We start from the raw sequence: 23,946 nt of genomic DNA on the forward strand, positions 1-23,946 counted from the left end.
ATGAGCGAGAAAACGATGGTTAACACCGATTCCCCAGCGCCGGAATTGGAGATACAAGGGTTCGACCACGTCGTGCACGTCACATGGAATCCCGAGGAGACCGTGCGCTTCTACCGTGACGCGCTAGAGCTTCCCTTGGTGCATGCCGTCACTGGAAAGGGGTGGGTCACCGACTCTTTCCCTGATTTCGTCCATTTTTTCTTCGCGCTGGGTAAAGGGAATCATCTGGCGTTCTTCTATTTTTTCGGGCTGACTGAGGATGAGCCCGCCAGTGACCTCATGCACCGCTCCCGCCATATCGCACTCCATGTTGAGACCCGGGAGGAGCTCATGGAGTGGCGGGCACGACTCAAAAAGCACGGTGTGCGCGTCACGCCTCCGCTGACTCACGAGCTTTTGGAGTCTATCTACTTTGACGATCCCAATGGGATTCAACTGGAGATCGCTCGTCCACTGCGCTCCTTCGGCGCCCCCGACAGCCGCGACGCCGCCCTCACCCTCGCGGCGCTGTCCGACATCCACAAAAAGGGCGAGGCGACGCTGGAACAGATGTGGAGGCGCAAGGCAGAACTGATCGAACAGCATTACGAGGAGGTGCAGTCCTGATGGCGACCCTCTACGTTCTTGATGTACCCGAGTTCTCCGTGTTGCTGGAAGCCGCCCAGCAGACCGGTCTACAGCTGAGCAGGAAGGGTGACTACGTCGCTGTCACCTCAGAGGAGGCCAGTCTGGTGCTGCGACGCAGCCGGATCGAGGCGCGCGACGCTGTGTGGTTCGCTGCTCTCACCGGAGGGTTCAACGGCACCGTCGCCAGGTTCGACGCGGAGGAGCTTCGACTGGAGAACTGAGTGCTTCCGGGGTCGCGCTCTGCGCGCGGCCCCGGTCCGTTGCCCCGGTTAGGGGCGCGACTGTCCGGACACGTGTCGTCAGAGTGTCATGTGTGGTTGGCCGTGCCCATGCAGTACCGGTGGTTTGATAATCATCTCGGCGACCGCCTTGTTAACCGCATCGATTCGAGACGTCGCTCCCAGTTTGGTGAAGATACTGCGCAGGTGTCGCTTTACCGTCGCCTCCTTTATCGAGAGACGATTGGCTATCTGGACGTTGCTCATCGCCTTGGCGACCAGTTCGAGCACCTCGTGCTCCCGGTCGGAGAGGTGGGAAGATCCGGAGGTGTCGGGTTCCGTCAAGCTTTCCAACGCGACGGATACGACCACCCGAGCGTTTTTCCTCTGTACGCTGTGGATGGTCGAGATGAGTTCCTCGGAGGACGCACTCTTATGCAGAAATCCTCCGATCCGCAGGGGGAGCAACCGGTGGACCAGATGCGGGTCGTCATACATCGATAGCACGATAAACTGGGAATTGGGAGATAGTTCTCGGAGTTTGGGGATAGTTGACGTAATAGCCTCACCAGGGATCTGGACATCCAGCAGCACGATGTCTGGTTGGCTTTGTGCCACCTGGACACAGGCTTGGTCTGCGCTGCCTGCGGTGCCCACGACGCTGAAGTCGTGTTGGCTTTCCAGGAGTTCCTCCAGCGCCTCACAGAACATGGTGTGGTCGTCGACTACGATGATCTTGATGTGGTTATTCGGAGCCGACATCGGTCACGCTCCCAGTCAGTGGCGCGCGCATCTCTATCCGAGTGCCGTGACCAGGACGGCTGTGCAGCCGGCATTCACCTCCGAGCAGGGCAGAGCGTTCCCGTAGCGAAGCAAGTCCGCTCTCTCGCCGGTGAACAGCCGCGCCATCGGGCCCGAAGCCAATCCCATCGTCCTCGACTACCGCGAACACCTGTTCGGCGGTAATGGTGACTGTGGCGATGATCGTCTTCGCCCGTGCGTTGGTGATGGCGTTGCTCAGTGCTTCGCGTATGAGCACGAACATTTCGCTGCGGATGTGTTCCGGTAGATGGTCCTCGTTACCGTGGACCGTAGTGCGCAGGTCCACGGAGCAGCGGTCAACAGTATCTACGTAGTCGTAAAGCGCCCGCTCTAGGCTGGCTACTCGATCGTGTATGCGCAGGCCGTAGGCGATCCTACGGATATCTTCTCGGCCGTCGTGCAGCGCTGCCATGGCCCTGCGGAAGTGACTCTCGGCGTGTTCGGGGGACCGATCACGGTACATGTCGAACAGTTCCAGCCTGCGTATGGCGAGCCCTACGTCATGGCTCAACTGGTCGTGTAGCTCACGTGCCGTGCGAGTCCTCTCGGCACGGTACGAGCCCCGTAAGGAGGCCACGTTTCTCGCCTCTCGAGCAGTGAGGCCCTGCAGCAGGCATCCGAGTAACACCCGGTGTAATACATTCACGATCACCGTTAACGCGGATTTGTACTCGGTGTGTCTGGTGCATCTTCGTTTGGACTGCTGCAGCCGCTGTTGCAGCACTTCCATGCTTATGCTGAACAGTTCGACTGAGAGAGAAGCCAGTTCCTCGGGAGTGAAGCTGTGCACCGTCCCGGCGCCATCGAAATCCCTGATAGTGCTCGCTGCAAGCGTGTCAAGAGACTCCATTTCCGATTGAGCGGTTTGCAGGGAGAGTTTGCAGCGATCGAGTATTTCTCGCGCCAGTGATTCTTTGTCTTCTTTAGGGGGAGAGTTGTACTCCTCTTTGGTTGCTGTGGATCTCGTGGTGAAAGTGGTTAATATTTCTTTGTTTGCATTGGTAAAAATCTCCATGGCGATTGGGTTTTGTTGTTTTTTTTCATGCACTTTATTCTCCCTGGCTGTGCATGATGGGGTGGCATTTTTTATTTTACTTGTTATGTGGTTCTTGGGCAAGCTAATTGGAGTCGGGTACTTCGTGGTCGTCTTTTGTCTTCCCTTGTCAAGGTGGCGTGTTGTATATGGCCGCATCTGGCCACAAAAAAGCTCGGGTTCGCTGTAGTTGATCAGTAAACAGCGGCCCCGAGTCGGGTGGATTTAAGTGTTACTGGAGTTGCGCTTTCTCTGGTTTCCTTACAAATATTCCCACGATGGCGGCCCCGACCAGCAGCAGCGAGCCCGCCACTACCAGTGCGATCTGCGTTCCCGCGGCGATGGAGGAGGCCGCGCCCATGATCGTCCCCAGAATGGCGACTCCGAGTACCGCTCCGGTTTGCCGTGAGGAGTTCAACGCGCCGGAGGCAAGCCCTGACTGCTCCGGAGGCACCGATCCGACGACTCCCGTCATCAAAGCGGGAATCGCGAAGGAGATGCCGAATCCCACCACCAGCAGTCCCACTACGGTCGCCGCGATGTCCACGCCGGAGTTGCCGCTGAAGGGAACCTGCAGAAACGCCCCTACCGCCATCATCACGAAGCCGATGACCGAGGGAACCTTGGGGCCGACCCTTGCCACCAGACGGCCGGTGAAGATCGGGTTGAACGCCGGGGGCAGGGTCAGTGGGATGAAAGCCACCCCCGCCATGAAGGCCGAGTATTCCCGGGACTCCTGGAAGAAGAGGGCAAGAACGAACAACAGCCCCGAAAGAGCGAAGTTGACCAGCATCCCGGCGAACAGTCCGGCGGAGAATATCCGGTTGGTGAATATCCGCATCGGCAGCATGGGCTCATCACCCTTGTTGCCCTTGCTCGTCTCCACCGTCACGAACGCCGCAATGGCTACAACGAAGACGAGCAAGGCTCCCACCACCTGGGGCGATGTCCACCCCAGCGGCTCGCTCTCGATAAGGCCGTACGTCAGGCTGGTCAACGCAACGACGATGCTCACCTGCCCGGGCAGGTCGATTCCCTTGCCGGGCTTGCGGGGGCTCTTCGGCGCGTAGCTACGGGTGATCAACAAGCTGACCAGCGCCACCGGCACGTTGACGAGAAAGATCGATCGCCAGCCCAGGGCGTCGGTGAGCACACCGCCGATCGTCGGCCCTGCGGCCAAGGCGGTTCCGCTGATGGCCGCCCACGCGCCCATCGCCTTCGCCCGCGCGCCCGGATCGCTGAAGGCGTGCGCGATCACCGCCAGCGACGCCGGCAGCAGCAGCGCTCCGGCCACTCCTAGCATCACGCGTAGGACGATGAGCGCTTCAACCGATGCCACCAGAGCTGACAGTCCCGAAAGCAGCCCGAAGGCCACTAGCCCGATCATGAACACGCGGCGGGCGCCATAACGGTCGGCCAGAACGCCGGCAGACAGCAGTAGTGCAGCGAAAGCGACCGTGTAGCCATTGGAGACCCACTGCAGAAAGCTCAGGCTGCCCGAAAAGGTGTCACCGATCGCTGGAAGAGCAACTGTGACCACAGTTGTGTCCAGCATCACCATGAAGTAGCCGAGAGACAGCCCTAAAAGCAGCAGGCCACCGGGGCGGCTTCCCGGCACCTGGCTAGCCGCATCCGGTGCCCCGGACTGCGTCGTCATTCATTTCTCCCTAAACATTAAAAAGCAGATAGCTGGTCAAGCGTGACCTCGGTTTTCGGTTTGCATCATCTGGGAGGCACGCCCAGAGGGATTGTTCCAATTGGTGGGGCGTTTATAAAAATAGGGAGATACGATGACAGGAATCGGCTCACCCGATGAGAGGAACCGCTCTATGGAACTGCGGCATCTGCAGACGTTCCGTGCGGTGGCACGGACCATGAGTTTCACCCATGCCGCCGAAGAGCTCCACTACGCTCAATCCAGCGTCACCGGCCATATCCAGGCGCTGGAAGCCGAGCTGGGAACCGCCCTGTTCGACCGGAGCAAACGCGATCTCAGCCTGACCTCGGCCGGTCAGCGGCTCATCGACTACGCCGATCGGGTGCTCCTGCTGGTCCAGGAGGCGCGCGCCGCTGTCGACGAGGGCACCGGCGAACCGGAAGGCGAGCTGGCTATCGGCGGCCTGGAGACGCTGTGCGCGCAGCGCATCCCCGCCCTCCTGTCCCACTACCGCTCGCTGTGCCCGCGCGTGCGGGTGACGGTGAAGGAAGGCAATCGGGGAGAGGTCTACAATGCCGTGCGTCGTTCGGACATCGCAGTCGGTTTCACGTTCGGTGACCCTCCCGCAGACGAGACGCTCGCCAGCGAGACCATCGCCACCGACCACTTGATGGTCGTGGTTCCGCGGCACAGCCGGCTCGCCCGGCTCGACCGGGTGCGCCCCCAGGACCTGCAGGGCGAATCCTTCCTCGCCACCGAGCCGGGATGCTGCTTCCGGGAAATGCTCGATTCCTGCGTCCACTCACTGGGGCCGACAGCCCCCACGATCGAAGCACAGATGACCAGCTTCGCCGCCCTGTGCAGCTGTGCGGCCACCGGCATGGGCGCCGCGCTGTTGCCCGATATGGCTGTACGCAGCCACGTCGACAAGGGCCGGATCGTGGCGCTGCCCATGGCCGGCGACGAGTTCCGTGTCCAGGTGACCATGACATGGCTGCGCCACGCTGAAACCACTCCCGGAATCGCCACCATGCTCAAAGCGGCCCGCAGCGTATTCACCTCCGGTGGCCACGACACCCCTGGCTGAGTTCAACGATGCCTCGCCACGGCCGGTTGCGGCACTCGCCTCACGGCAGCAACCGCGCCCCCTGAACCCCCGACAGGAACGCCTCGGCGGCCACCCCCACCCCCAGCGTGGCCACAGCGGCGGCCACGGCCACGCGAGCGCTCCACCGGCCCGGCGAGGTGAACTCGCCGGGCCAGGAGCGTGCCTCCGCAACCGTGGGCTTCGAGACAGAACCCAGCGGCACCTGCCGAAACACCGGTCGCAGCCAGCGCAGGTAGTAGAACAGGCTGGCCACCGTGTTGGCCACCGCCAGCACCACCAGCCACGCCAACCCCGCGTCCACACCGGCGGCGAACACCGAGAGTTTGCCCACGAACACCGCCGTGGGCGGCGTGCCCACGAACCCCAGCAGGCACACGGTCAGCCCCAGCGCCAGCCAGGGGCGGCGGCGAAACAGCCCCGCGTAGTCGTCTGGTGTCGCCGCCCGCGGTAGCGCGCACACCACAGCGAACGCCCCCAGGTTGGTCACCAGGTAGGCGGCCAGGTAGTACAGCAGCCCCGGCAGCGCCAAACCGGTCTGACCGGCCGCAGCCGCGGCCAACAGCACGTAGCCCACCTGCGCGATCGTCGAATAGCCCAGAAGTCGCCGCACCTGCCCGGTGAAGAACGCGGCCAGGTTGCCCAACGTCATGCTCGCCGCGGCCACCACCGCCACCAGCGCCGGCCACGCCACCACATCGGCCACCTCAAGTTGGGTGCCCAACCGGTAGATGGCCACCACCGCCCCGATCTTGGGCACTGTGGTCACGAACGCCGCCACCGGCGCCGACGCGCCTTCGGCCACGTCGGGCACCCAAAAGTGCGCCGGCACCGCCCCCGCCTTGAACAACAGTCCCGCCAGCACCGCCACCGTGCCCGCCGTGACCACCCCCGCCGGCGCCTTTGGCAGCGCCACGGACAGCTCCGCGTAGCTCGTCGCCCCGCCCGCGCCCAACAGCAGCGTCACACCCGCCAGCAGCACCACCCCCAGCAGCGCCCCCACGAGGTAGTACTTCAGCGCCGCCTCCGTGCCTCCGGCGTCCTTGCCGAACCCGGCCAGCGCGTACAGCGGCACGCTGGCCAGCAGCACACCCACCGCCAGCACCAGCAGGTCGCTCGCGCCCGCCACCACCATCGCGCCCAAACCGCCCAAGAGCACCAGCACGCAGAACTCGCTCTCGCGCCGCGACCCGGCCACGTGGTCAGCCGACAGCACCAGCACCACAACCACACCCACCAGCACCACTACGCGCGCCACACCCGTGGCCGTGTCCACCGCGTAGCCACTGGCCAGCGCTATCGGAGTACCGCCCAGCCCGCCGGCCGCCCCGGCCAGCGCTCCCAGCGCGGCCACCACCGCGAGTCCCCGCACCCAGCCCTGGCGCCCGCGCGGCAGCCACGACCCCACCAGCAGCCCGGCTACCGCGGTCAGCGCCACCACCGCCTCGGGCAGCAGCGCGGCCAGCCCGGCCGCGCTCGTCACCTCCACGCCCACACTCACGTCGTCACCGCTGCCACAACCGCCTGCGCCGCGGGCACCACGATCTCCACCAGCACAATCGGAACCACCCCAATCAGCACCGACAGCGCCAGCAGTGGCACGATCGAGGCCATCTCCGGCCGGCTCAGGTCCACCATCCGCGCCCCCGCCGGCAGCGCCCGATCCCCCAGGAAGATCCGCCGCAGCGCCCGAAGGAACAGCGCGGCCGTAATCACGATCCCCGGTAGGGCGAGCGCCACCGCCACCGGCACGGCGCCGAAGCTGCCCGTGAAGATCTGGAACTCGGCGATGAACCCGGACAATCCCGGCAGCCCCAGCGCCCCCAGCGCCGCCACCGCCGTCACCGCCGCGAACCGGGGCGTGAGACCGGCCACCCCGCCGTAGGCGCCCATCGCATACGTGCCGCCGCGCTCGTAGAGCACCCCGGACAGCAGGAACAGCGCCCCCGTCAGCAGCCCGTGGCTGACCATCTGCACCACCGAACCGGTGACCGCGAGCGTGGCCGCCTCCGCGTCGGCCGCGTCCGACCCCGCCACGCCGACCGCGCCCAACCCCAGCACGATGTAGCCCATGTGGTTGACCGACGTGTAGGCCACCATCCGCTTGAACCCCGGCTGTGCCAGCGCCACCAGCGCCCCGTACAGCACCGACACCACCCCGACGACCACGATCACCCACGCATAATCCCGCCACGCTCCTGGCAGCAGCGGCATCGCGATCCGCACGAACCCGTAGGCGCCCATCTTCAGCAGCACCCCCGCCAGGATCGCCGAGCCCGCCGCCGGCGCGTCGGTGTGGGCCGGCGGCAGCCACGTGTGCACCGGCACGGTCGGCGTCTTCACCGCCAAACCCACCCCCACGGCCAGCAGCGCCAGCCCGCCCGCCAGTCCGGTGCCCGCCAGCGGCTGTTGGCGGGCCAGCTCCACCATGTCGAATGTGCGTGGCTGCGAACCCAGGTACAGCACGATGAACCCCAGCAGCAGCGCCAACGACCCCGTGAAGGTGTACAGGAAGAACTGCAACGCCGAACGCCCGGCCTGCCCGTGCCCCCAGCCCGCGATCACCGCGTACATGCCCACGATCGACAAGTCGAAGAACACGAAGAACAAGATCAGGTCCAGCGAGACGAACAACCCCAGCGACACACTCTGGAGAAACAGGAACAGCACCGCGTACTCGCGCGCCCGCCGCCGCGGCACCGCATGCACCGAGTAGATCGCGCACGCCAGGAACAGCACCGCCGTCATCGTCAGCAGCGGTAGCGATATCCCGTCGACTCCGATGTGGTACCCCACACCCACGCTGGGAATCCAGCGGGAGCTGGCCTCATAGCCGAACCCGTCCCCGGCCGCGTCGCCGAAGACGTAGCCCACCCACAACGCCGCCACCAGCACCAGATCCAGCGCCGTCGCCCCCACCCACGCCCACATGACCGCCCGGGCGCGCGGGCGTCGCAGCATCAGCAGCAGCACCGCCACAGCCAGCGGGAAGAACACCGCCACGGACAACGCAGTCATCCACGCACCTCCCAGGGCGTCGCGCGGGTCGGGGCGCGCGATCGCCGCCCCGCCCGCAGGTGCGGCCAAGGGCACGGCAGCGCCGGGCGCCGGCACCTGGCCGCAGCCGCCGCGCGGCCCGCGTCAACGTGGCACCGTCCTCCGCCTCCCCCGCCGCATCGACACGCGCCGCCGTGGCCCGCACCGCCGGCACCTCCCGGCCGCCGTCGCGCGAGCCCACCGACCGTCGTGCGCCACGCCCTCACCGCAGCAGCACCCACACCGCGACCAGCGCCAGCAGCACCGCTACCGCCTGCGCGTAGTACTGGTGCACCAGCCCCGTCTGGGGCCGCAGCGCCAGTCGCGCCAGCCACCGCACCGCACCCGCCACTGCCCGAATCGACCGGTCCAGCCCTAGTTCGCCCCGCCCGTCAGCTAGCCGTGCCAGCCCTGCGACCACCGCGGAGCACCCGCGCACCCCACCGTCGATAACCCGGTCATCCACCACCGCCAACCCTCGCGCCAGCGCCAACACCGGCCGGACCACCCCCGCCTCCGCGAGGCGCTCCAGGTGCAGCCACTCCACCAGCCCCGCCGGCAGCAGCACCACCGCACGGGCCCGCTCGGCACGCGCGTGCACCCACCCGGCTACCGCCAGTACAGCCACGCTCACCACCCCCGACACCACGATCTCCCACAGGGCCGGAGCAGCGCCGTAGGCCACGCCCAGCAGCCGCGCCCCCCACGCAGCCACCACCGGAAACGCCACCACCCCCAGCGCGATCGACACGGCGGCCAGCCCCGCTAGCGGCACCCGCTGCCACAACGCGACCCGCGGCCCGTCCTCTGCCTCGGCCTCCTCACCCGAACGAGCCCACACCACCGCCACCGCCTTGGCCGCATACGCTGCGCTGACCGCCACGGCCGCCAGCGCCACCACGTACAGCACCGCGGACCGCGCCAACCCCGCCGCCAAAATCGGGTCCTTAGCCGCCCAGATCGCCAGCGGCGGCACCCCCGCCAGCGCCACCCCGCCAACCGCGAACGTCACCCCCACGAACCGGTAGCGCCGCGCCGCCCCCCGCAACCGCTCCACCCCCTGCGCCCCCAGCGTCACCAGCCACGCCCCCACCGCCAGGAACAGCAAAGTCTTGACCGCCGCGTGCGCCACGAACTGCGCCGTGCCGCCCACCACCGCCCCCACCCCGGCCGCCAACACGACAAATCCCACCTGCGAGCACGTCGACGCCGCCAGCAGTTGTTTGATATCGCGCTGCGCGTAGGCCACCGCCCCCAACGCCAGTGCCGTCAACACCCCCACCCACGCCACAACCGGCCCCGCCCACAGCGTCGCCGCCAATGCCGGCTGTACCCGCACCAGCAGGTAGCCGCCCGCCGCCACCATCGTCGCCGAATGCAGCAGCGCCGACACCGGAGTCGGGCCCACCATCGCGTGCGACAGCCAGAAACTGAACGGCAGTTGCGCCGACTTGCCCAGCGCCGCCACCACGATCCCCGCCACCGCCGCGTCGCGCCACCCCGGCGCCAGACCGGCCAACCCCGCCAACTCCAGCCCCGCCGCGCCGCCCGCCAGCGCCGCACCCGCCGCCAGGTACAGCCCCACATCACCGGCGCGCGTCGTCACGAACGCCACCCCCGCCGAACGCGCCCGCCCCGGGGCCTGCCACCAGAACCCGATCAGCGCATACGACGTCGCCCCCATAACCTCCCACGCCGCCAGCAGCGCCACCAGATCAGTCGCGGTGACCGTCACCAGCATCGCCGCCGCGAACACCAACAGCAGCCCATGGAACCGCGCCCGCGCCTGCCCCCGCCCGATCTCGGCTACCGACGCGCTCACCACCGCCAGTAGCACCACCGCGACCGTGAGCACCGCTACCGCCGACAGGCCATCCACCGCCGCCCCCACCCTGATCCCCGGGAGCGCCGGTACCGTCACCGCCGGCCGCGTCCCGGCGACCACACCTCCCAAGACCACCTCCGCCCCGGCCACCGCCAACGCCGCCGGCGCGGCAACCGCGTCAGCCCGCCGCCCGGCCAGCAGCAACCCGCCCCCGACCACGGTCGGCAGCGCGAGCAGCGTCCACAGCGTCGCCGCCATCGCCTCACTCCCGCAGGTCGGCGGCGGCGTCCACCACGTCCACGTCACGCGAGCGGAAGATGGCCGTGGTCACCGCGAACCCCATCGCCATCTCCACCGCCATCACCGTGATCGCCACCAACACCACCACCTGCCCGTCCGGTTGGCTGGGCGACAGGAAGAACCAGAAGGCGGCAGCGGCCACGATGACCGCGTTGATCATCAACTCCAAACCCATCATGATCATCACGATCGACTGCTGACTCAGCGCACCGTAGAGCCCAACCGCCAGCAGTGCCGCGGCCAGCAGCAGGAACACGTCGAGCGTCATCACGAACCTCCCGGGATGCTCCGACGCTTCGCCCCTCGCGCCGGAAAAGGGAACCACACCCCCACCTCCCGCGCCCCAGCGCCGCCGCGCCGGCGGCGCTGGGGCGCGGGAGGCGCAGGCACCGCGCAGACCAGGATCGAGCGAGATCACCGGCCCACACCTCCGCGGATCGGATCGTCGGGCACGCGCCGGTCCAAACCGTCGCCGTAACGGTCGTAACGCCCCCGATCCGTGGCCAACACCACTGACGCGACCATCGTCGCGAACAGCGCCATGGCCACCACCATCATCACGAGCATGTGCGACTCCATGACCGCCGCACCCAACTCCGCCGCAGGCAACGGCGGCGGCTCCCCACCCCGCGCCGGCCACGGAACCACCTCGATGCCTGCCACCAGCGCCACGAACGTGCCCCCCGAGATCACCAGCGCCACCCGGTTGTTGTGCACCATCGTCATGGGCATCAGCCCCGCCGGGTTCATCATGTACATGACCATGAACACGACCATGACCAGCATCTCCATGGTCATCATGAGAATGACCAGCACACCCAGGTAAGACAGTTCGATGAGCAGGATCACCACACCGGTGAACACGAACGACGCCAGCAGCGCGAACGTCGCCCGCGCCATCGAGTCCACCCAGAACACCGCGGCCCCCGCCGCGACCGCGCACACGGCGCACACAGCGAACACGACCAGCTCCACCACCGGATCACCCCCATCCCAGGAGAATCAGGCACGCCACGAGCAGCGCCTGTAGCAACGTCGCCGGCAGCAACACCACCCACCCCACCTCGGTGAATCGGTCCATCCGCACCGTGGGCAGCCGGTGCCCCGCCCACACCAGCAGCGCCAGCACCACCGCCGCCTTCACCAGCGACCACGCCCACCCCGACAGCCACGGACCCGCACCGCCCCCCAAAAACAGCGGCACCGCCATCGCCGCCACCGCCGCCAGCAGCAGGTAACGGCCGGCCCGCGCCAGCAGCAGATCCACCCCCGAGAGCTCCGCCGTCACCCCGCCCGCGATATCGCGCCCCACCGCCTGATCGAACGGCCCCCAAAACGCCATCGCCAGCGCCGACACCAGATACACCGCCAGCGCCACCGGCATCACCACCGCGAACCACACCTGCTCCTGCTGCGCCGCCACGATCTCGCTCACCCGCAGCGACCCCGCCCCCAGCGCCGCCGTCGTCAACGCGAACATGTGCGGCAACTCATACGACAAGCCCTGCACCAGGAACCGGTAGCCGCCGGCCATCCCCCACACCGAGTTCGCCCCCCACCCCGCCAGCCACAGCCCCGCCCAGACCAGCACTTCCATGGCGTTGAACCACACGACACCCACCGACAGGTCACTGACAGCCCGACCCCCCACCGGAATCACCAGCACCGCCAGCACCGCCGCGACCGGGACAATCGCGCCCCCCAACCGCCATAGCAGCGCGTCCGCGCCGGGGACCGTACGACGCTGTGTCACCAGCAGCCGAACCGTCTCCCGCGCCGGTGCCACCAGCCCACCCACGGCCGCAACCCCAGACACGTGCCTGCGCAGCACAGCCGTACCCGCCGCAGCCCCATAACCGAACACCGCCAGCACCATCGGCGCGACCAGCACCGGCCACACTGCCGCCGCGGCCACCCCATCTCCGCCGGCGGCCCACGCCGCCGGCCCACCCGGCACGGCCGCGTCAGTCATCCCGCACCTCCGCGGCTCCCGAAGCCTCGCCCAGCCGGTCCAGGTAGACCGTGCGCGCCTCCACATCGGGATCGAGTGAGGCCACGATCAACCGCACCGCCGCCAACTCCTGCCCGCGCAACAGCCCCGGCAACAGCGCCAGCGCCGCGTCGGCCGTCTCGGCGCGCTCCCCGCCCAACGCGCTCGGCCGCGTCTCCTCACCGCTCGTGCCGGCGCCCCCGCCACCGGCATCGGCGGCCATCCCCGCCAGCCCCGCCTCCACCTCGTCGAGCATCCGCAGCAGGCGAGACACCACGTCCCCCCGCAGCCGCTCGGGAACATCCACCCCGCTCACCGGCCCCACCCCGGCCAGCCCCCAGCGCAGCACGCCAGAGCGCCGCACCCGCCGCAGCCAGCGCGCCACCTCCTTGGCCCCCGGCTCGGCCCCTCCCGCGGAGCCGGCCGGTGCCAGCGCCGGAGCTAGCAGCGCGTCGCGCACCCGCCGCCCCATCAACGCGGCCCACGGCCACCCCGCCAGGCTCAGCAGCCGCTGCGCCCCGTCCGCGGCAGCCGCCGCCCGCGGGCGCTCCCGCCCCTGAGCGGCCAGCCCCGCCACGGCAGGGCTGGACCAGAAGGCAGGGCCGCGCGCCTGGCTCGCGACCGCCACCTCCGCTTCCTGCACCACGTCGCCTTGGAGGAGCAGGCGCACCACCAACCCCGCCGGCCAGTCCGGCAGCGCGGGACCCAGCGCGACGTGCAGTCGGTCGAGCCGTAGCCCGTCCCGATCCGGCCCCCGCCCGGCCATGGCCAACCCGCCCGGTAGCTCCATCCCACCGCCGTGCATGTGATGGTCATGTCCCTCGTGGTCATGGCCACTGGGGCCATGCTCCCCATGCTGGCCATGGCCACCGGCGCTCCCTTGGCCGGAGCCATGGCCGGGCGCGGCGTCAGGACTGGAGCCGTGCTGGTCGTGGTGGTGGCCGCCGGCCACCGGTGGCCACCGCGCCTCGTCGCCGTCGCCTCCATTGCCGGCGCCGTCCGCGGCCCCGGTCAGCGTCGCCGCGCGACGCTGACCGGACACGTCGGCGAGCGCCGCCCGCCCCGCGTCCAGTTGCCATGCCGCCTGTCGCGCCGCGTCCACCCGTACGCGCGCCCGCGGCGCGGGAAGCTGTCGCCATAGCCGGGCGACCGCCGCGGCCATAGCGGGATCGTCCGGCCCGCACAGCACCAGCAGGTCCGCCTGCGGCGGGGTGGCCGCCGGCTGCCAGTTGCGCAGCCGCAGCTCACGCTCCACCGCCAAGCGTGCGCCCGTGCCCCCGATCGTGGTCACCACGAACGGCCGAGGCAGCGCCCACCGCAGCAGCCACCTCCTCACGTCCACCGCAACGCCCCCTCGCGCCAGGCGTACACGACAGCGGCCATGAGCACGGCGAGGAACAGGAACATCTCGGCCACGGCCTTGAGCCCCAACTCAGCCACGACGAGCACCCACGGGTACATGAAGACCATCTCCATGTCGAAGGCCAGGAACAGCAGCGTCACCGGGTACCACCGCACGTGGTAGCGCGACACGGCGTGCTCGGTCACCGGAGCCCCCGACAAGAACCCCTCGGTCACCACCGGTGTACGCCCGACCTGCACCAGCGCCGACACGCCGTAGACCACGAGCACCGCGCCGACGGCCACCGCCAGCAGCGCCAGCGCCGGCCCGTAGCTGTCCACAGCCGTTACCCCCCGCCGGTATAGGAGTCCCTTGTACGGACCCGGCTGCCCGCAACCGGCGTGGTTATGTGTGTTCTGGCCTTGACCGGCCACTTCGCAGGAGGCCGATTGGCAAGGACCGGTGGGGCCATGGCGAGCAGGGCCAGGGGCGGGGCGGATGTCGGCGGCCGGCAGTGGCCAGAGCCGGCCAGGGGGCGAGGGGCCACGCTGGTCGCCGTGGCTCCGCCCAGCTCACCGAAGGCGACGAACGGGACCTTCCCCGCGGCGGTGCGGTTTCCCCACGCGCCCACAGGGCAGTGTCGAGGCGGGTGAATCAGTCTTAACCGACGCTTCCCGGAGGCGGCGCGATGCATCCTGTCCGGGGCCGTGTACAGCCTCGCACGGTGAAGCCGCAGCCCCCGTGATCGCGTGCATGGCGTTAGCACAGCTCAAACATGGCGCCCGTTTGGTTTGTGAGGTGGGTCTCGGCCGTTGCGGTGGGAACGAGTGTGATCGCGTGTAATCGGACATCGTCCGCGCCGGTCAAGCCCCTCGAAAAACCGGCAGGGTTCCAAGGGGGGTCAAAGCCTGAAGGGCATAGAAACCAAACACGGGAACCGTCAAAATCGGTGGTATGTCTTTGCTTTGGCGCATGCTCACCCTGCTCGGCGGATTGGCCATCTTGGGAGCGCTGGCGCTGGCGGTATGGTACCGCAGCGTCGAATTCGCCAGTTGGGTCGCCGGCGTCGTGGGTGCGATGGCCCTGGCGGGCGGGCTCGTCACCCGCGCCCTCACAGCCGGTGCCGGAGCCGCTCCCTCGCAACGGCAGTCAGACGATGCCGGTTCCACCGGGTCTGCCACCGACGTGTCCAACACGGTCAGCGGTGACATCTCAGGCACCGTCATCCAAGGGCGTGACTTCACCGGCCCCGTCACCCCCCACTCCCACGGCGGTGACCACGTCGACTTCAGCGGCGGTACTTTCCACGACCCGGTCACCGGTAAGCGTGTCGACGGAGGCGCGTCCCCCGCCGAGAAGGAGGCCCCCGGTGAGGACACCGCAGGCTGATCCCTACCGCCTCGTCCTCGAAAATCAGGCGGACCCCTCCTGCGACTGCGCCACCCCCACATCCACGGTCCCGATACTTCCGTCCTCGCTGAAGCGCACCCACGCCTCGTAAGAGCCGAAACGTCCCCCCAATACGTGGGGCTCATATTCGTGCACCGTGGCGATGCCGAAGCGCTGGAAGTAACCGACCGCGAGCTGGTACATGACCTCGTACCGCTCCGTCTCCCCCGTCACGGGGTGCACCAGGTTGGCGGTGGAGAGCACGTCGCGCGAGACCGTGTCCGGTCCGCTATGGCACACAGGTACCCGGGGGTCGGTGACCGCAAGGTAATACCGCTCCCCATCGGGGAAATCGAGCCGGCACAACCCGCGGCCCTCACCCAGATCCACAGCCGTCAACGCCAGGATTTCCGCGATATGCCCCGGTTTCTGGCGGCCCGAGAGGGCAACCTCGTCGCCTGCCACCTCAGGATGCCCACTCTCGTGTGCCCATGCCCGCAGGTGCGCCACCCCCTGCCACTGCTCATCGGCGGCCGGCCACCGCCACACCTCGGCAGCGGAGTCATAGCTGCCCACCTCCCGCGCTGCCAACTCCACATCGTCGGAGTAGCGCAGCGTCCCGGAGGAGGCGTCCCACACCGGCGACGTCACGTTCCAATCGTTGTCCGCCAGGTGGTGCTGCAACGCGATGTCCTGGGCCACCGCACCTGCCAGGCGCGGCAAAATCCCCACCAGCAGCCCCTCCGGGAGCCCGGGAAGCGTCGGCTCCGCGGCCACAGCAGGATTGTGGGACAAGGTCTGGGTCGCCTCGGCGACGGGAAAACCACCGTCAGGCCCGGTGACGTCGACGCTTTCGATCTGGTCGTTGCCGTCGATGTGGACCGCGATGCGGTTGCCGGTGGCGAGCCGCAACTCCATGCCCTGCGCTGTCTCGGTGACCGGGAGTTGGTGGTGTTCACCGTAGCCGCGTACCACCGTCGATGCGTATCCGCGCCCCTCTTGGGCTTCCGGCCCAGGCAGCATCGTCGCACCGGTGTGTAGGAACGACGCCACTTTCCCCAGGTCGGTGCGCGCCTCGGGGATCATCGGGTCGAACGTGACCAGGAAAGCGCGGGCTCGCCCCGAATAGTTGAAGATGATCACCCCTCGGGCGCCGAGAAGCCCCATGGCCGCGAACGCCATGTGGTCGGAGCCCAACCGCGGGTCGGGGAGGTGATTCAGGTCGACAAGCCCTTCGGTCAGCTCCGGTACCGAGTACTGTTCACCGATCGAGCGCAGCCGCGCGGACTCGGCGATCACTGGCATGCCGTCGAACGTGGAGTTGGCCCATCCCCACAGCCAGGTGCCGTCCTCAGCGAAACTGCCCAGTATTCCGATCTCCAGTTCGTGGCCACTCTGCCACGCTTTCCGCGCAGCGAGGTCGGTCTCCACATCACCGATGGGAACCAGTTCCCGGAAAAGATCCATCTGCTCGGCGACCCACGCCAAGTGCGGGCGGGCCGCTCGTAGCAGCGCGTCGCTGAAGAACTCGTCCATCCTCTTCCTCTCCCGTTGGCTTGGGCCAAGATCTCCCGTTGAGCTCGACGGCCGGCTCCCCGGTTCCATGCGGGGCAAGCGAGCGTAACGGTTCGCAAGGGCGGTGTTCTTATGCGAAACCCCGTGGCGAGAGACAGCGCCCCGATCCCGTCAGTCCTGGCAACATGGCACGTGACGACCCAGCCGTGCGCCCGCACTCCGTCGCCCCCTCCGGCTCACGGCACTTGCTGGCCAGGAGCCCCCTCCCGAAGACACGCTCGGCGCGACCAAGGAACCGGATCATAGGCGAGGATATTCAGGCGCGGCTACCGTAAGTGACACCTCTACCGGGCTTGTCCCCTGGCTTTCGCTAAGAGAGCAGCGTCGACAGTGAGAGTGTGCACCGCAACATCCGAAACGCGGTTCGGCCGTCCCTCAAGGGCAGGGGAGTAGTACTGACCGTCTTGCCTACCTAGTGTGATTATCCTTCTTGAGGCGTTCAGGGGAGACCGCGCCGTGCCGTGAAGGGGGAGCTTATGGCGGCCGGCCCACCCTCCGCAAAGCGTCACACCGCTAAGACCAGGCAGACAGCGATACGACCCTACCCCCATAGCGCTGTGTTGTCGTAAGGCGGGGCCCAGACGGGTTGGCCTTGACGGCGGCCGGCCGGGCCTTGGGCTGTTCGACAGGGTGACGGGCGCCTCACTGACTTGTCGGCGGCGCTTCCCGCCGGGTGCGCGCACATGACCGAAGCCCCCAGTGAGGGCTGGGGGCTTCGGCGTGCACGCCGGCACTGGGGAGAGTCGGTCCCGGCGTGGGAATGATGCGATCAACGGCCGCCAGAGGCCGCTGTCACGCTATGACGTGATCGTGATCGGGTCTCCGGGCGAGCTGACGTTGGTGACCTCGTACACCGCGTCGAACGTCCCTTCATCGGAGGAGGTCGGGCAGCCGAAGCCGCCGGTCACCTCGACTGGCGTCGCCGCTGCGTCGAAGGTGAGGGTCGAGGGGTCGCCGTTGCTCCACTCGCCGACCGCACCGGCCGGTCCGTTCGGCGCGACGACGGCTTCGCAGGACGCCAGACCACTGGTCTCGACGACGATGCCGCCCTGTGGCAGGTTCATCGTCCCCGAAATCGGCGAACCGTGGTCCACCGAGATCGACCACGAGCCACTCGTCGTCACAGTCGCGTCGACCAGCGGCATGTTCGTGGTGCAGTCCTCGAACGAGGGCGGGTTGATTCCTGCGCTGACCGACCCAGAGGGGTTGCTGTTGTCGGGAGCCGGGTCGATCTGGTTCAGCGAGTTGGTGCCCAGCGGAGTATCGGGCTCGGTTACAGAGACGTTGCAGCTAACGGTGACACTGCCAACGGACAGGTCCGCCGTCCCAACCAGGGAAGCGGAGAAGTAGTCTCCGGCGGGCGTGGCGGTGGTGGCCGCAGCCGGGGCAGCCATGGCCAGGGTCAGCCCTGCCGCCCCCAGCACGGCGACACCGCCGCGCCTAGCCAACGAACGGGTAGTGGTGTTCTCGGTCGTTACCTTCCTGCTGCGCCGCATTTTTTCTCCTCTCGTTCGGCGCTCGGAGAACTGACGGCCCACCGGTCGCGGGCCGCCCCCATCAGGGGCCGAGGACCACGTCGCCCGCGCGTAACGCGCCGACAGACCGCAGCCGACGTGGGAGATACAGCAGCTTGTCGTGGCTCGAAAACAGTCTTGTGGTGTTCGGGAGGGTGTTCTCGGGGTCAGCGAGAGCCGTCGACCACCCCCTCAGCGCCCTCACTCACCCGCGTCGTGAGGGGGCCCGCGTCAAGAGGTTCCGCGGGGGCGTCCTCGCTGGTGTCACCTTCGGCACCGCCGCTGCGGAAACGACGGGCACGGCGGGAACGGGCAGATCGGCGAGGGCGCCGGGGCGTGGGCCGCCAGGCGAACATCAACCCACCGCCGACGAACGCGAGCAGGCTCCCGATGACGAATCCGCCCAGGTTGGACATCACCAGTGCTCCCAATCCGCTGAGCACCGTGAGCACGCCGGTAATCGTGCGTTGCGCCGGTGTGGCCCACGTGATCAGGCCGAGCGCGATCAGGAGAATCCCCAAGAGCACCGACGGGACACCCGCGATGCCCTGTTGGATCATGATCTGCATCGGAGCGAGCGGAATGACGCAGATCTCGACGCCGGCCAGTAGCGTCAGCACCCCGCCCCAGAAGGGACGGTTACGGCGCCACGTCCGGAAACTCCGCCACATCCGTGCTGGCGACGACGAGCCCCGTCGGGGGCGGCGCCGGCCTGCTCGTTCGGCTCCTTTGGTCATGTCTCACCACACCCTTCGGGGCTTCTGCGTCCAACGGTCACCGGCGAACGCCGCAAACGCGGCCTACGGTCACCCCCCAAGCTCCCAGCACCGCTCAGCAGCGCGGTGAGCTGGAAGGCGGACCCGTCAGAAGCACTCGTTCGCGCCTTGCTCCACGCCCATGCTCAGGTCCGAGAGCCGGAATGTGCCGGCGTTGGCTCCCCACGCGGTTTGCTCCAGGTTGTCGACCTCGATGGTGTCGCCCTGCATGCCGAACAGGTCCTGCATGCCCTGGCCCCCCTCTGGCCCCTTGTCGAGCGTGGAGGCGTCGCGTCCGATCTCCAGTTGGGAGAACTCGGCATCGCCGTCCATCTGCTCCATGTCGACAAACAGGTTCGACGCCTCGACTGGTGTGTCCTCTGTGCCGGCGGTGAGCTTGAGGGAGACTTCGCCGAGAATCGGGAACTCTGTCAGCACCGACTGGCATAGGCTGTCCAACTCGGCCTCGCGGATCGCCGCCACCGCGACCGGTTTCACCTCTTCACGCACGGTCTGGTCGAGCGAGCCGTACATGGCGAACCCGTCGCCCTCCAGGCGGTCAGCCGAGATCTTGAACTGCTGCCCTGAGACCGCGAACGAAGCGGCGATCGCCCCTTGAGACATCGCGAACACCAAGGCACCGGCCCCGAGAACGGCGGGAGCGGTCAGCAACCCGAAGCGGGCCCAACTCGTGTGACCGCCGTCCCCTTCCTGGGCGTCGTCCCGCTCCAGGTCAAGAGCCTCATTCGACATGTCGTTCTCCTCTTCCGACGCCCGTGTCTCACCGTTACCTCCACTCCCCCGTCCCACGTCGAGGCGTCGATTCCATGCCACGGCAGTAGCCATTAGCGCGGGAATCGGTCGGCGAACACGTTTCCGTGTAAGTGTTCGCAATAATGGAATGCGAGCAAGGTTATTTCAAGGGGGTTTCTGTGTTTTTCTGGCGTGCTCCGCTGGTGTTGATCGGGTGACTTGACGGTGCTCGTTGATCTTTTTTCGTGCCTGTGAGCTGCGAAAACAAGGAGGGAGAGAAGGATGGTGAGGTCGAGGTTGATCTTATGGTTCCCAGGGGAATGTGCTGGTCATCGGCTTTTTATAAGCCGAGTGATAAGATGCAAGAAAAAAGTCGTCTGTGAGGGCGAGTTTACAATTCCAAAAAGCCGGGAGTCGTTGTAAACCCACCCGGCGCTAAGCTGACTTAACAGTGCCGACAACATCGCGCCGATACGTGACACGCTCTTCCTCGACACCGCGCCGGCCCCGCTCCAGTCGGCCCCAGCGGGAAACCTCGGCCGACGGCACCGGGCTCCCACCCTCGCCACGCGCACGACGTACTCCGCCGCTCTCCGGCCCACAGCAAAAGCCTCGGCACTCCTGAAGAGGAGCCCCGAGGCCCGGCAAACTTTCCCGTGGAGCACCGAAGTCTGGGCTGTTGGACGAGGTTGTTGTTTTTGAAAAGGGCGGTGGGCGCACGCGGGTGAGCGCCCCCGCAGGCTGCCGAGATCGCGCAGCGATCGAGGCACGAGCCAACGGAGAACACCCCCACACACAGCCCCTATCCCAGCCGTGCAAAAACAACAACCTAGGTCTTCCTCACCGTTGCGGTGAGGACTCGCCTTTGCTCATCGTGGACTCGAATCCTGGTCCCGTCCGGGCTGGATGCCACCGCTCGAGAGGCCGGTCGAGCGGTCGATACGTATCTCCTCGACGTTGGTGGAGGCGACCGTGGCGGCGCTGTCGGGATCGTTTTCTCCGCGTGTGGCTGGGCTCTGGTCGGGGGCTTCAAGCGTTTCCGGTCGTTTCTCCGGTGCTGGAGGAGGTGTCTGGCCCGCCTCTCGTCGGTGGCGGCCACGAGCGGGGATGGCGCTGCCGAGGTCGAGCGCGTGAATGTCATGGCCAGGGACCCGAATCCAAGCTTGCGCCACGAACTCCTTCTCCCGCACGTTGACGCCGCGGAACTCCTCGGCGCTGACGGTGGTGTAGCCCTGGAGCACCGTGTCCTCGAACACCTGGTTCGACAACGCCACCACTAAGTCGGCGCCCGATACGTCCAGTGCCGCCCGTAGCACGTCGCTGTCGACCAGCCTGCTGACCGCCACGACCCCCTGTCCCCGGTAGCCCTCGGCGGAAGGCACGGCGTTGCCGAAGTGGATCGCCATACGCACGCGCAGCCGGGCCTCGGAACGGAGATCGCGGTTGTAGTGGGCTAGTTCCGCGGCAAAGGCCCGCACGTACTCGTCGGCGACTACTGCTTCGCGCGCCTCACGCGGCAGTACCGCCAGTTCCCCGTCCCCAGTGAACTGGGTGTCCCAGCCTTCTCGACAGAGCCCGCTGCGCTCGGCGGCCTGCTCCGGGACCGCCCGCAGTCCACTTTGGATGGCGAGTTGGCGCTGATCGTCGGCCGACCCAAAACCCTTGGCGTCGGTCGCGATCATCGGCCGCCGCTGGAATTCATCGCTGAACGTCACTGTTCATTCCTTCCCTGATAGCCCTGGGGACGATGGCCCCAGTGTGGTGCGGGGGAAGAGAAGAGATTCCTTATTAGTCGGCTTTCCAGAGGGCTGATAGGCACCAAAAGGTGTGACTGTAGACACCCTCCACATCACTGATTTTTCAGACGTTCGGTTAAGCGTTGCACTGTTGAATAAATCCGTCAGCAGCTCACAATGAGGCAAAAAAGGACGGGTTGTATACAAATGCCGGAAGAGCAAGGGCAGGTTGACACGGCGACCGCGTTGACAGCGCTGACGATGTTCCAGGGGTACGTGCAGCAGGCCGATGCGAAGGTGGGGACTCTCGTCGTCGTCAACGCCGGTTCGGCCTTCGCCGTCATGGCCGCACAGGCGGAGAGCGCAGGACAGCGGGGGTCACTCGCGTCCCTACTGCTGGTGGTGTTCACGATCGCGTTTCTCGCCTCGGGGTACCACCTAGTGCAGGCGCTGCGCCCGCGTCGCACGCCCGCTCCCCAGTCGAGCCGTTTCAGCATCGCGATGGATCGATATCAGAACGGAGAAATCCCGCCCTACGACAAAGCCGAGACCAACGCGGTAGATGAGGTTCGGGAAGCATGGGAACTTTCGCGGGTGTTCGCCACTCTCGCCCGTCTCAAGCACGCCCATGTCGCTCGCTCCATTCCCTACACTTCCGTGATGCTCGTTGCAGCGTTGGGAAGTGTGGTCGTGGAGTCACTTCTCTAAAGAAGTTCTCGAAGCGCAGATATCTCTGATCTCCTTTAGGAGACACATGATGCACTGCCCTGTTGAGCGGTTCGGGATGAACGCATGAAAACGGAGCTATCTCCCGTTTTCCGAGAAAGTCCGCAGACCACTCAGATCGGTGACGGTCAGGTTGCGGTAGCCGGCCTGGACCCATCCGGCCTCGCGGAGATGCCGAACGGCCTGGCCGACCGCGTCCTCTTTGGCGCCAATGAGCCGGCCAAGTTCGGCCTGGGAGAGGTTGACGCCCAGCTCCACCCCCTTCGGAGTGGTCACCCCGTGCCGCTCGACCAGGGCAATAACAGTCCGAGCCAGACGCGCCGGCACGTCATAGCCGGTGAAGTCCAGCCTTCGTTCCTCAGACCACTCCAGCCGGTCGCCGATGATGGAGCTGATCGCTTCCCACGCCTCACCGTGGCGACTCAAGAAAGCCCGGAAGTCCGCCCCTGGGATGGCGTGGACGAGGGTGGCCGTGCAGGTGATCACCGTCGCCATGCGTTGGCGCTTCCGCAGCAGCGCCAATTCTCCGACGATGTCACCGCTGACGCGGATGTCCAGGAGCGACTCGTCGCCGTTCTTCAAGCGCGCGACGACCTTTCCGCACGCTGATGCGCCGCCGCGCGTGGATCTGAGGATGTAGATCATGCCGCCGGTGTCGCCTTGGTGCAGCAGTGTCGTGTTGGCCGGATATTCGCGCTGGGGCGCCAGCGAGAGGAGGTCGCTGCGCGCGTCTTCGCTCAGCCGGGCCATGAAACTGCCCGAGGGCCAGGGCGCCGAGGGCACGGGGGCGGGGGAACGGTGGGTCACAGAGCACTCTCCGGTTAGCCCGCTATTGCGGTCCTTTCCCACTATCGCCCATGGTTCGGGGGACTCGCAGCCAAGGGAGACGAAACCAGCCGGGGGCAGCATAGGGTGACCAGGGGAGAAAAGGGAGCGGCATGGGTTGATGGGCGTCCCCTGTGGGGAGGCGCAAGAAAACGTGTCGCGTGTCACGTTCGATTGAGTTGGCGATGCGACGATCGCGGACTATAGTCGTTCGGGTCGCCAAGAGGCGGGGGTCGCAAGGCCTCGCTGTCGGCGACAGTCTTCATGGGGCGAAGCGGACACCGCTCGGTGGACGTGCCCCGTCACCTCGCAAGCTACTGTCCGGATTCACGCCGGCGCCTCTGTTGTGCCGGTGAGAATTGGGTGGTCTCGTTGTGCTGGTGGCTCGGTAGCTTGAAAGCACCGATTTGGTGTCCGAGAAAAGCTGCTGATACTGTGAAGACACAACGGAACAACGGAGCGGAGAAATCCGAAACGGGTTCCAGGCCCTTAACTACTTGGGTTTTCGCAAAACGCCGGTTTGGTGTTGTGTGAGGGTTTTGGTAGTGTGGGGGTTGTTTAAAATATAGATTGATGGGACGCCGTCTTCCTTGAAGAGCTGGTTTTTGGCTTGTGGGGGTTGGGCGGTTGTTTCTTGAGAACTCAACAGCGCGTGTTTGTTTTTCTTGTGCCTTGTTTTTTGGCCCTTGGCTGCCGCGTTTTTGCGTGGTGGTTGTTG

The 23,946-nt window shown here is 66.9% G+C and carries 23 protein-coding genes; 5 read left to right on the forward strand and 18 right to left on the reverse strand.

The window, feature by feature from the left end:
* Both ABD848_RS15120 and ABD848_RS15125 read left to right on the forward strand, forming a co-directional pair.
* A complete protein-coding gene (locus ABD848_RS15120) occupies positions 1-606 on the forward strand; it encodes a VOC family protein (RefSeq protein ID WP_344972298.1) in 606 nt (201 codons plus the stop codon).
* Positions 606-848 (forward strand): hypothetical protein, encoded by a 243-nt coding sequence (locus ABD848_RS15125; protein ID WP_344972300.1) that lies wholly within the window; start codon positions 606-608, stop codon positions 846-848. Before ABD848_RS15120 ends, ABD848_RS15125 begins: the two co-directional genes overlap by 1 nt.
* A 78-nt stretch (positions 849-926) precedes the next feature.
* Here ABD848_RS15125 and ABD848_RS15130 read toward each other — a convergent pair whose 3' ends face one another.
* The 3 genes from ABD848_RS15130 to ABD848_RS15140 form a co-directional block, all read right to left on the reverse strand.
* The gene (locus ABD848_RS15130; protein ID WP_344972302.1) at positions 927-1,607 is read right to left on the reverse strand and encodes a response regulator transcription factor; all 681 of its coding nucleotides are present in this window, start codon (positions 1,605-1,607) and stop codon (positions 927-929) included.
* Complete coding sequence (locus ABD848_RS15135) at positions 1,591-2,715, reverse strand: sensor histidine kinase (protein ID WP_344972304.1); 1,125 nt, start codon at positions 2,713-2,715, stop codon at positions 1,591-1,593. The genes ABD848_RS15130 and ABD848_RS15135 overlap by 17 nt, the downstream gene beginning before the upstream one ends.
* Positions 2,716-2,932: 217 nt before the next feature.
* Positions 2,933-4,357: an MFS transporter gene (locus tag ABD848_RS15140; RefSeq protein WP_344972306.1), complete on the reverse strand. Its 1,425-nt coding sequence runs from the start codon at positions 4,355-4,357 to the stop codon at positions 2,933-2,935.
* Between the two features lie 172 nt (positions 4,358-4,529).
* On the opposite strand from ABD848_RS15140, the gene ABD848_RS15145 reads away from it, so the two are divergent.
* Positions 4,530-5,444: a LysR family transcriptional regulator gene (locus ABD848_RS15145; protein ID WP_344972308.1), complete on the forward strand. Its 915-nt coding sequence runs from the start codon at positions 4,530-4,532 to the stop codon at positions 5,442-5,444.
* A gap of 40 nt (positions 5,445-5,484) precedes the next feature.
* Here ABD848_RS15145 and ABD848_RS15150 read toward each other — a convergent pair whose 3' ends face one another.
* The 8 genes from ABD848_RS15150 to ABD848_RS15185 form a co-directional block, all read right to left on the reverse strand.
* Complete coding sequence (locus ABD848_RS15150; RefSeq protein WP_344972310.1) at positions 5,485-6,963, reverse strand: NADH-quinone oxidoreductase subunit N; 1,479 nt, start codon at positions 6,961-6,963, stop codon at positions 5,485-5,487.
* On the reverse strand, positions 6,960-8,480 hold the full coding sequence (locus ABD848_RS15155; RefSeq protein ID WP_344972312.1) for a complex I subunit 4 family protein: 1,521 nt from the start codon (positions 8,478-8,480) through the stop codon (positions 6,960-6,962). The genes ABD848_RS15150 and ABD848_RS15155 overlap by 4 nt, the downstream gene beginning before the upstream one ends.
* A gap of 241 nt (positions 8,481-8,721) precedes the next feature.
* Positions 8,722-10,581, reverse strand: coding sequence for a proton-conducting transporter transmembrane domain-containing protein (locus tag ABD848_RS15160; RefSeq protein ID WP_344972314.1), 1,860 nt, complete (start codon positions 10,579-10,581; stop codon positions 8,722-8,724).
* A gap of 4 nt (positions 10,582-10,585) precedes the next feature.
* A complete protein-coding gene (nuoK, locus tag ABD848_RS15165; RefSeq protein WP_344972316.1) occupies positions 10,586-10,891 on the reverse strand; it encodes an NADH-quinone oxidoreductase subunit NuoK in 306 nt (101 codons plus the stop codon).
* Between the two features lie 146 nt (positions 10,892-11,037).
* On the reverse strand, positions 11,038-11,601 hold the full coding sequence (locus tag ABD848_RS15170) for an NADH-quinone oxidoreductase subunit J (protein WP_344972318.1): 564 nt from the start codon (positions 11,599-11,601) through the stop codon (positions 11,038-11,040).
* A 4-nt stretch (positions 11,602-11,605) separates the two neighbouring features.
* Positions 11,606-12,595: a complex I subunit 1 family protein gene (locus ABD848_RS15175; RefSeq protein ID WP_344972320.1), complete on the reverse strand. Its 990-nt coding sequence runs from the start codon at positions 12,593-12,595 to the stop codon at positions 11,606-11,608.
* Positions 12,588-13,955: a hypothetical protein gene (locus tag ABD848_RS15180; protein ID WP_344972322.1), complete on the reverse strand. Its 1,368-nt coding sequence runs from the start codon at positions 13,953-13,955 to the stop codon at positions 12,588-12,590. The genes ABD848_RS15175 and ABD848_RS15180 overlap by 8 nt, the downstream gene beginning before the upstream one ends.
* On the reverse strand, positions 13,946-14,296 hold the full coding sequence (locus tag ABD848_RS15185) for an NADH-quinone oxidoreductase subunit A (protein WP_344972324.1): 351 nt from the start codon (positions 14,294-14,296) through the stop codon (positions 13,946-13,948). Before ABD848_RS15185 ends, ABD848_RS15180 begins: the two co-directional genes overlap by 10 nt.
* Before the next feature lie 613 nt (positions 14,297-14,909).
* On the opposite strand from ABD848_RS15185, the gene ABD848_RS15190 reads away from it, so the two are divergent.
* On the forward strand, positions 14,910-15,344 hold the full coding sequence (locus ABD848_RS15190) for a hypothetical protein (RefSeq protein ID WP_344972325.1): 435 nt from the start codon (positions 14,910-14,912) through the stop codon (positions 15,342-15,344).
* A 24-nt stretch (positions 15,345-15,368) separates the two neighbouring features.
* Here ABD848_RS15190 and ABD848_RS15195 read toward each other — a convergent pair whose 3' ends face one another.
* The 5 genes from ABD848_RS15195 to ABD848_RS15215 form a co-directional block, all read right to left on the reverse strand.
* Positions 15,369-16,880 carry a DUF6882 domain-containing protein gene (locus tag ABD848_RS15195; RefSeq protein WP_344972327.1) on the reverse strand — a complete coding sequence of 504 codons (1,512 nt, stop codon included), beginning with the start codon at positions 16,878-16,880 and terminating at the stop codon, positions 15,369-15,371.
* A gap of 836 nt (positions 16,881-17,716) precedes the next feature.
* Complete coding sequence (locus ABD848_RS15200; protein ID WP_344972329.1) at positions 17,717-18,415, reverse strand: hypothetical protein; 699 nt, start codon at positions 18,413-18,415, stop codon at positions 17,717-17,719.
* 185 nt (positions 18,416-18,600) lie between these two features.
* Positions 18,601-19,104: a DUF6114 domain-containing protein gene (locus ABD848_RS15205; RefSeq protein ID WP_344972331.1), complete on the reverse strand. Its 504-nt coding sequence runs from the start codon at positions 19,102-19,104 to the stop codon at positions 18,601-18,603.
* A 192-nt stretch (positions 19,105-19,296) separates the two neighbouring features.
* Positions 19,297-19,941: a DUF6230 family protein gene (locus tag ABD848_RS15210; RefSeq protein ID WP_344972333.1), complete on the reverse strand. Its 645-nt coding sequence runs from the start codon at positions 19,939-19,941 to the stop codon at positions 19,297-19,299.
* A gap of 869 nt (positions 19,942-20,810) precedes the next feature.
* Positions 20,811-21,656, reverse strand: a complete 846-nt coding sequence (locus ABD848_RS15215) for a hypothetical protein (protein WP_344972335.1) — start codon at positions 21,654-21,656, stop codon at positions 20,811-20,813.
* A 228-nt stretch (positions 21,657-21,884) separates the two neighbouring features.
* On the opposite strand from ABD848_RS15215, the gene ABD848_RS15220 reads away from it, so the two are divergent.
* Positions 21,885-22,385, forward strand: coding sequence for a hypothetical protein (locus ABD848_RS15220; protein ID WP_344972337.1), 501 nt, complete (start codon positions 21,885-21,887; stop codon positions 22,383-22,385).
* A gap of 96 nt (positions 22,386-22,481) precedes the next feature.
* Here ABD848_RS15220 and ABD848_RS15225 read toward each other — a convergent pair whose 3' ends face one another.
* Together ABD848_RS15225 and ABD848_RS15230 are read right to left on the reverse strand one after the other, a co-directional pair.
* On the reverse strand, positions 22,482-23,210 hold the full coding sequence (locus tag ABD848_RS15225) for a Crp/Fnr family transcriptional regulator (protein ID WP_344972339.1): 729 nt from the start codon (positions 23,208-23,210) through the stop codon (positions 22,482-22,484).
* Between the two features lie 511 nt (positions 23,211-23,721).
* Positions 23,722-23,946: hypothetical protein (locus ABD848_RS15230; protein ID WP_344972341.1), on the reverse strand; the 225-nt coding region annotated here is incomplete at its 5' end.

This window comes from Salinactinospora qingdaonensis (assembly GCF_039539445.1).
Classification (GTDB): domain Bacteria; phylum Actinomycetota; class Actinomycetes; order Streptosporangiales; family Streptosporangiaceae; genus Salinactinospora; species Salinactinospora qingdaonensis.

Excerpts from the sequence above, each read along its gene's own strand:
- ABD848_RS15120 (WP_344972298.1), top strand. The coding sequence starts at position 1 with ATGAGCGAGAAAACGATGGTTAACACCGATTCCCCAGCGCCGGAATTG.
- ABD848_RS15125 (WP_344972300.1), top strand. The coding sequence starts at position 606 with ATGGCGACCCTCTACGTTCTTGATGTACCCGAGTTCTCCGTGTTGCTG.
- ABD848_RS15130 (WP_344972302.1), bottom strand. The coding sequence starts at position 1,607 with ATGTCGGCTCCGAATAACCACATCAAGATCATCGTAGTCGACGACCAC.
- ABD848_RS15140 (WP_344972306.1), bottom strand. The coding sequence starts at position 4,357 with ATGACGACGCAGTCCGGGGCACCGGATGCGGCTAGCCAGGTGCCGGGA.
- ABD848_RS15145 (WP_344972308.1), top strand. The coding sequence starts at position 4,530 with ATGGAACTGCGGCATCTGCAGACGTTCCGTGCGGTGGCACGGACCATG.
- ABD848_RS15155 (WP_344972312.1), bottom strand. The coding sequence starts at position 8,480 with ATGACTGCGTTGTCCGTGGCGGTGTTCTTCCCGCTGGCTGTGGCGGTG.
- ABD848_RS15160 (WP_344972314.1), bottom strand. The coding sequence starts at position 10,581 with ATGGCGGCGACGCTGTGGACGCTGCTCGCGCTGCCGACCGTGGTCGGG.
- nuoK (WP_344972316.1), bottom strand. The coding sequence starts at position 10,891 with ATGACGCTCGACGTGTTCCTGCTGCTGGCCGCGGCACTGCTGGCGGTT.
- ABD848_RS15175 (WP_344972320.1), bottom strand. The coding sequence starts at position 12,595 with ATGACTGACGCGGCCGTGCCGGGTGGGCCGGCGGCGTGGGCCGCCGGC.
- ABD848_RS15190 (WP_344972325.1), top strand. The coding sequence starts at position 14,910 with ATGTCTTTGCTTTGGCGCATGCTCACCCTGCTCGGCGGATTGGCCATC.
- ABD848_RS15195 (WP_344972327.1), bottom strand. The coding sequence starts at position 16,880 with ATGGACGAGTTCTTCAGCGACGCGCTGCTACGAGCGGCCCGCCCGCAC.
- ABD848_RS15200 (WP_344972329.1), bottom strand. The coding sequence starts at position 18,415 with ATGCGGCGCAGCAGGAAGGTAACGACCGAGAACACCACTACCCGTTCG.
- ABD848_RS15205 (WP_344972331.1), bottom strand. The coding sequence starts at position 19,104 with ATGTGGCGGAGTTTCCGGACGTGGCGCCGTAACCGTCCCTTCTGGGGC.
- ABD848_RS15210 (WP_344972333.1), bottom strand. The coding sequence starts at position 19,941 with ATGTCGAATGAGGCTCTTGACCTGGAGCGGGACGACGCCCAGGAAGGG.
- ABD848_RS15220 (WP_344972337.1), top strand. The coding sequence starts at position 21,885 with ATGCCGGAAGAGCAAGGGCAGGTTGACACGGCGACCGCGTTGACAGCG.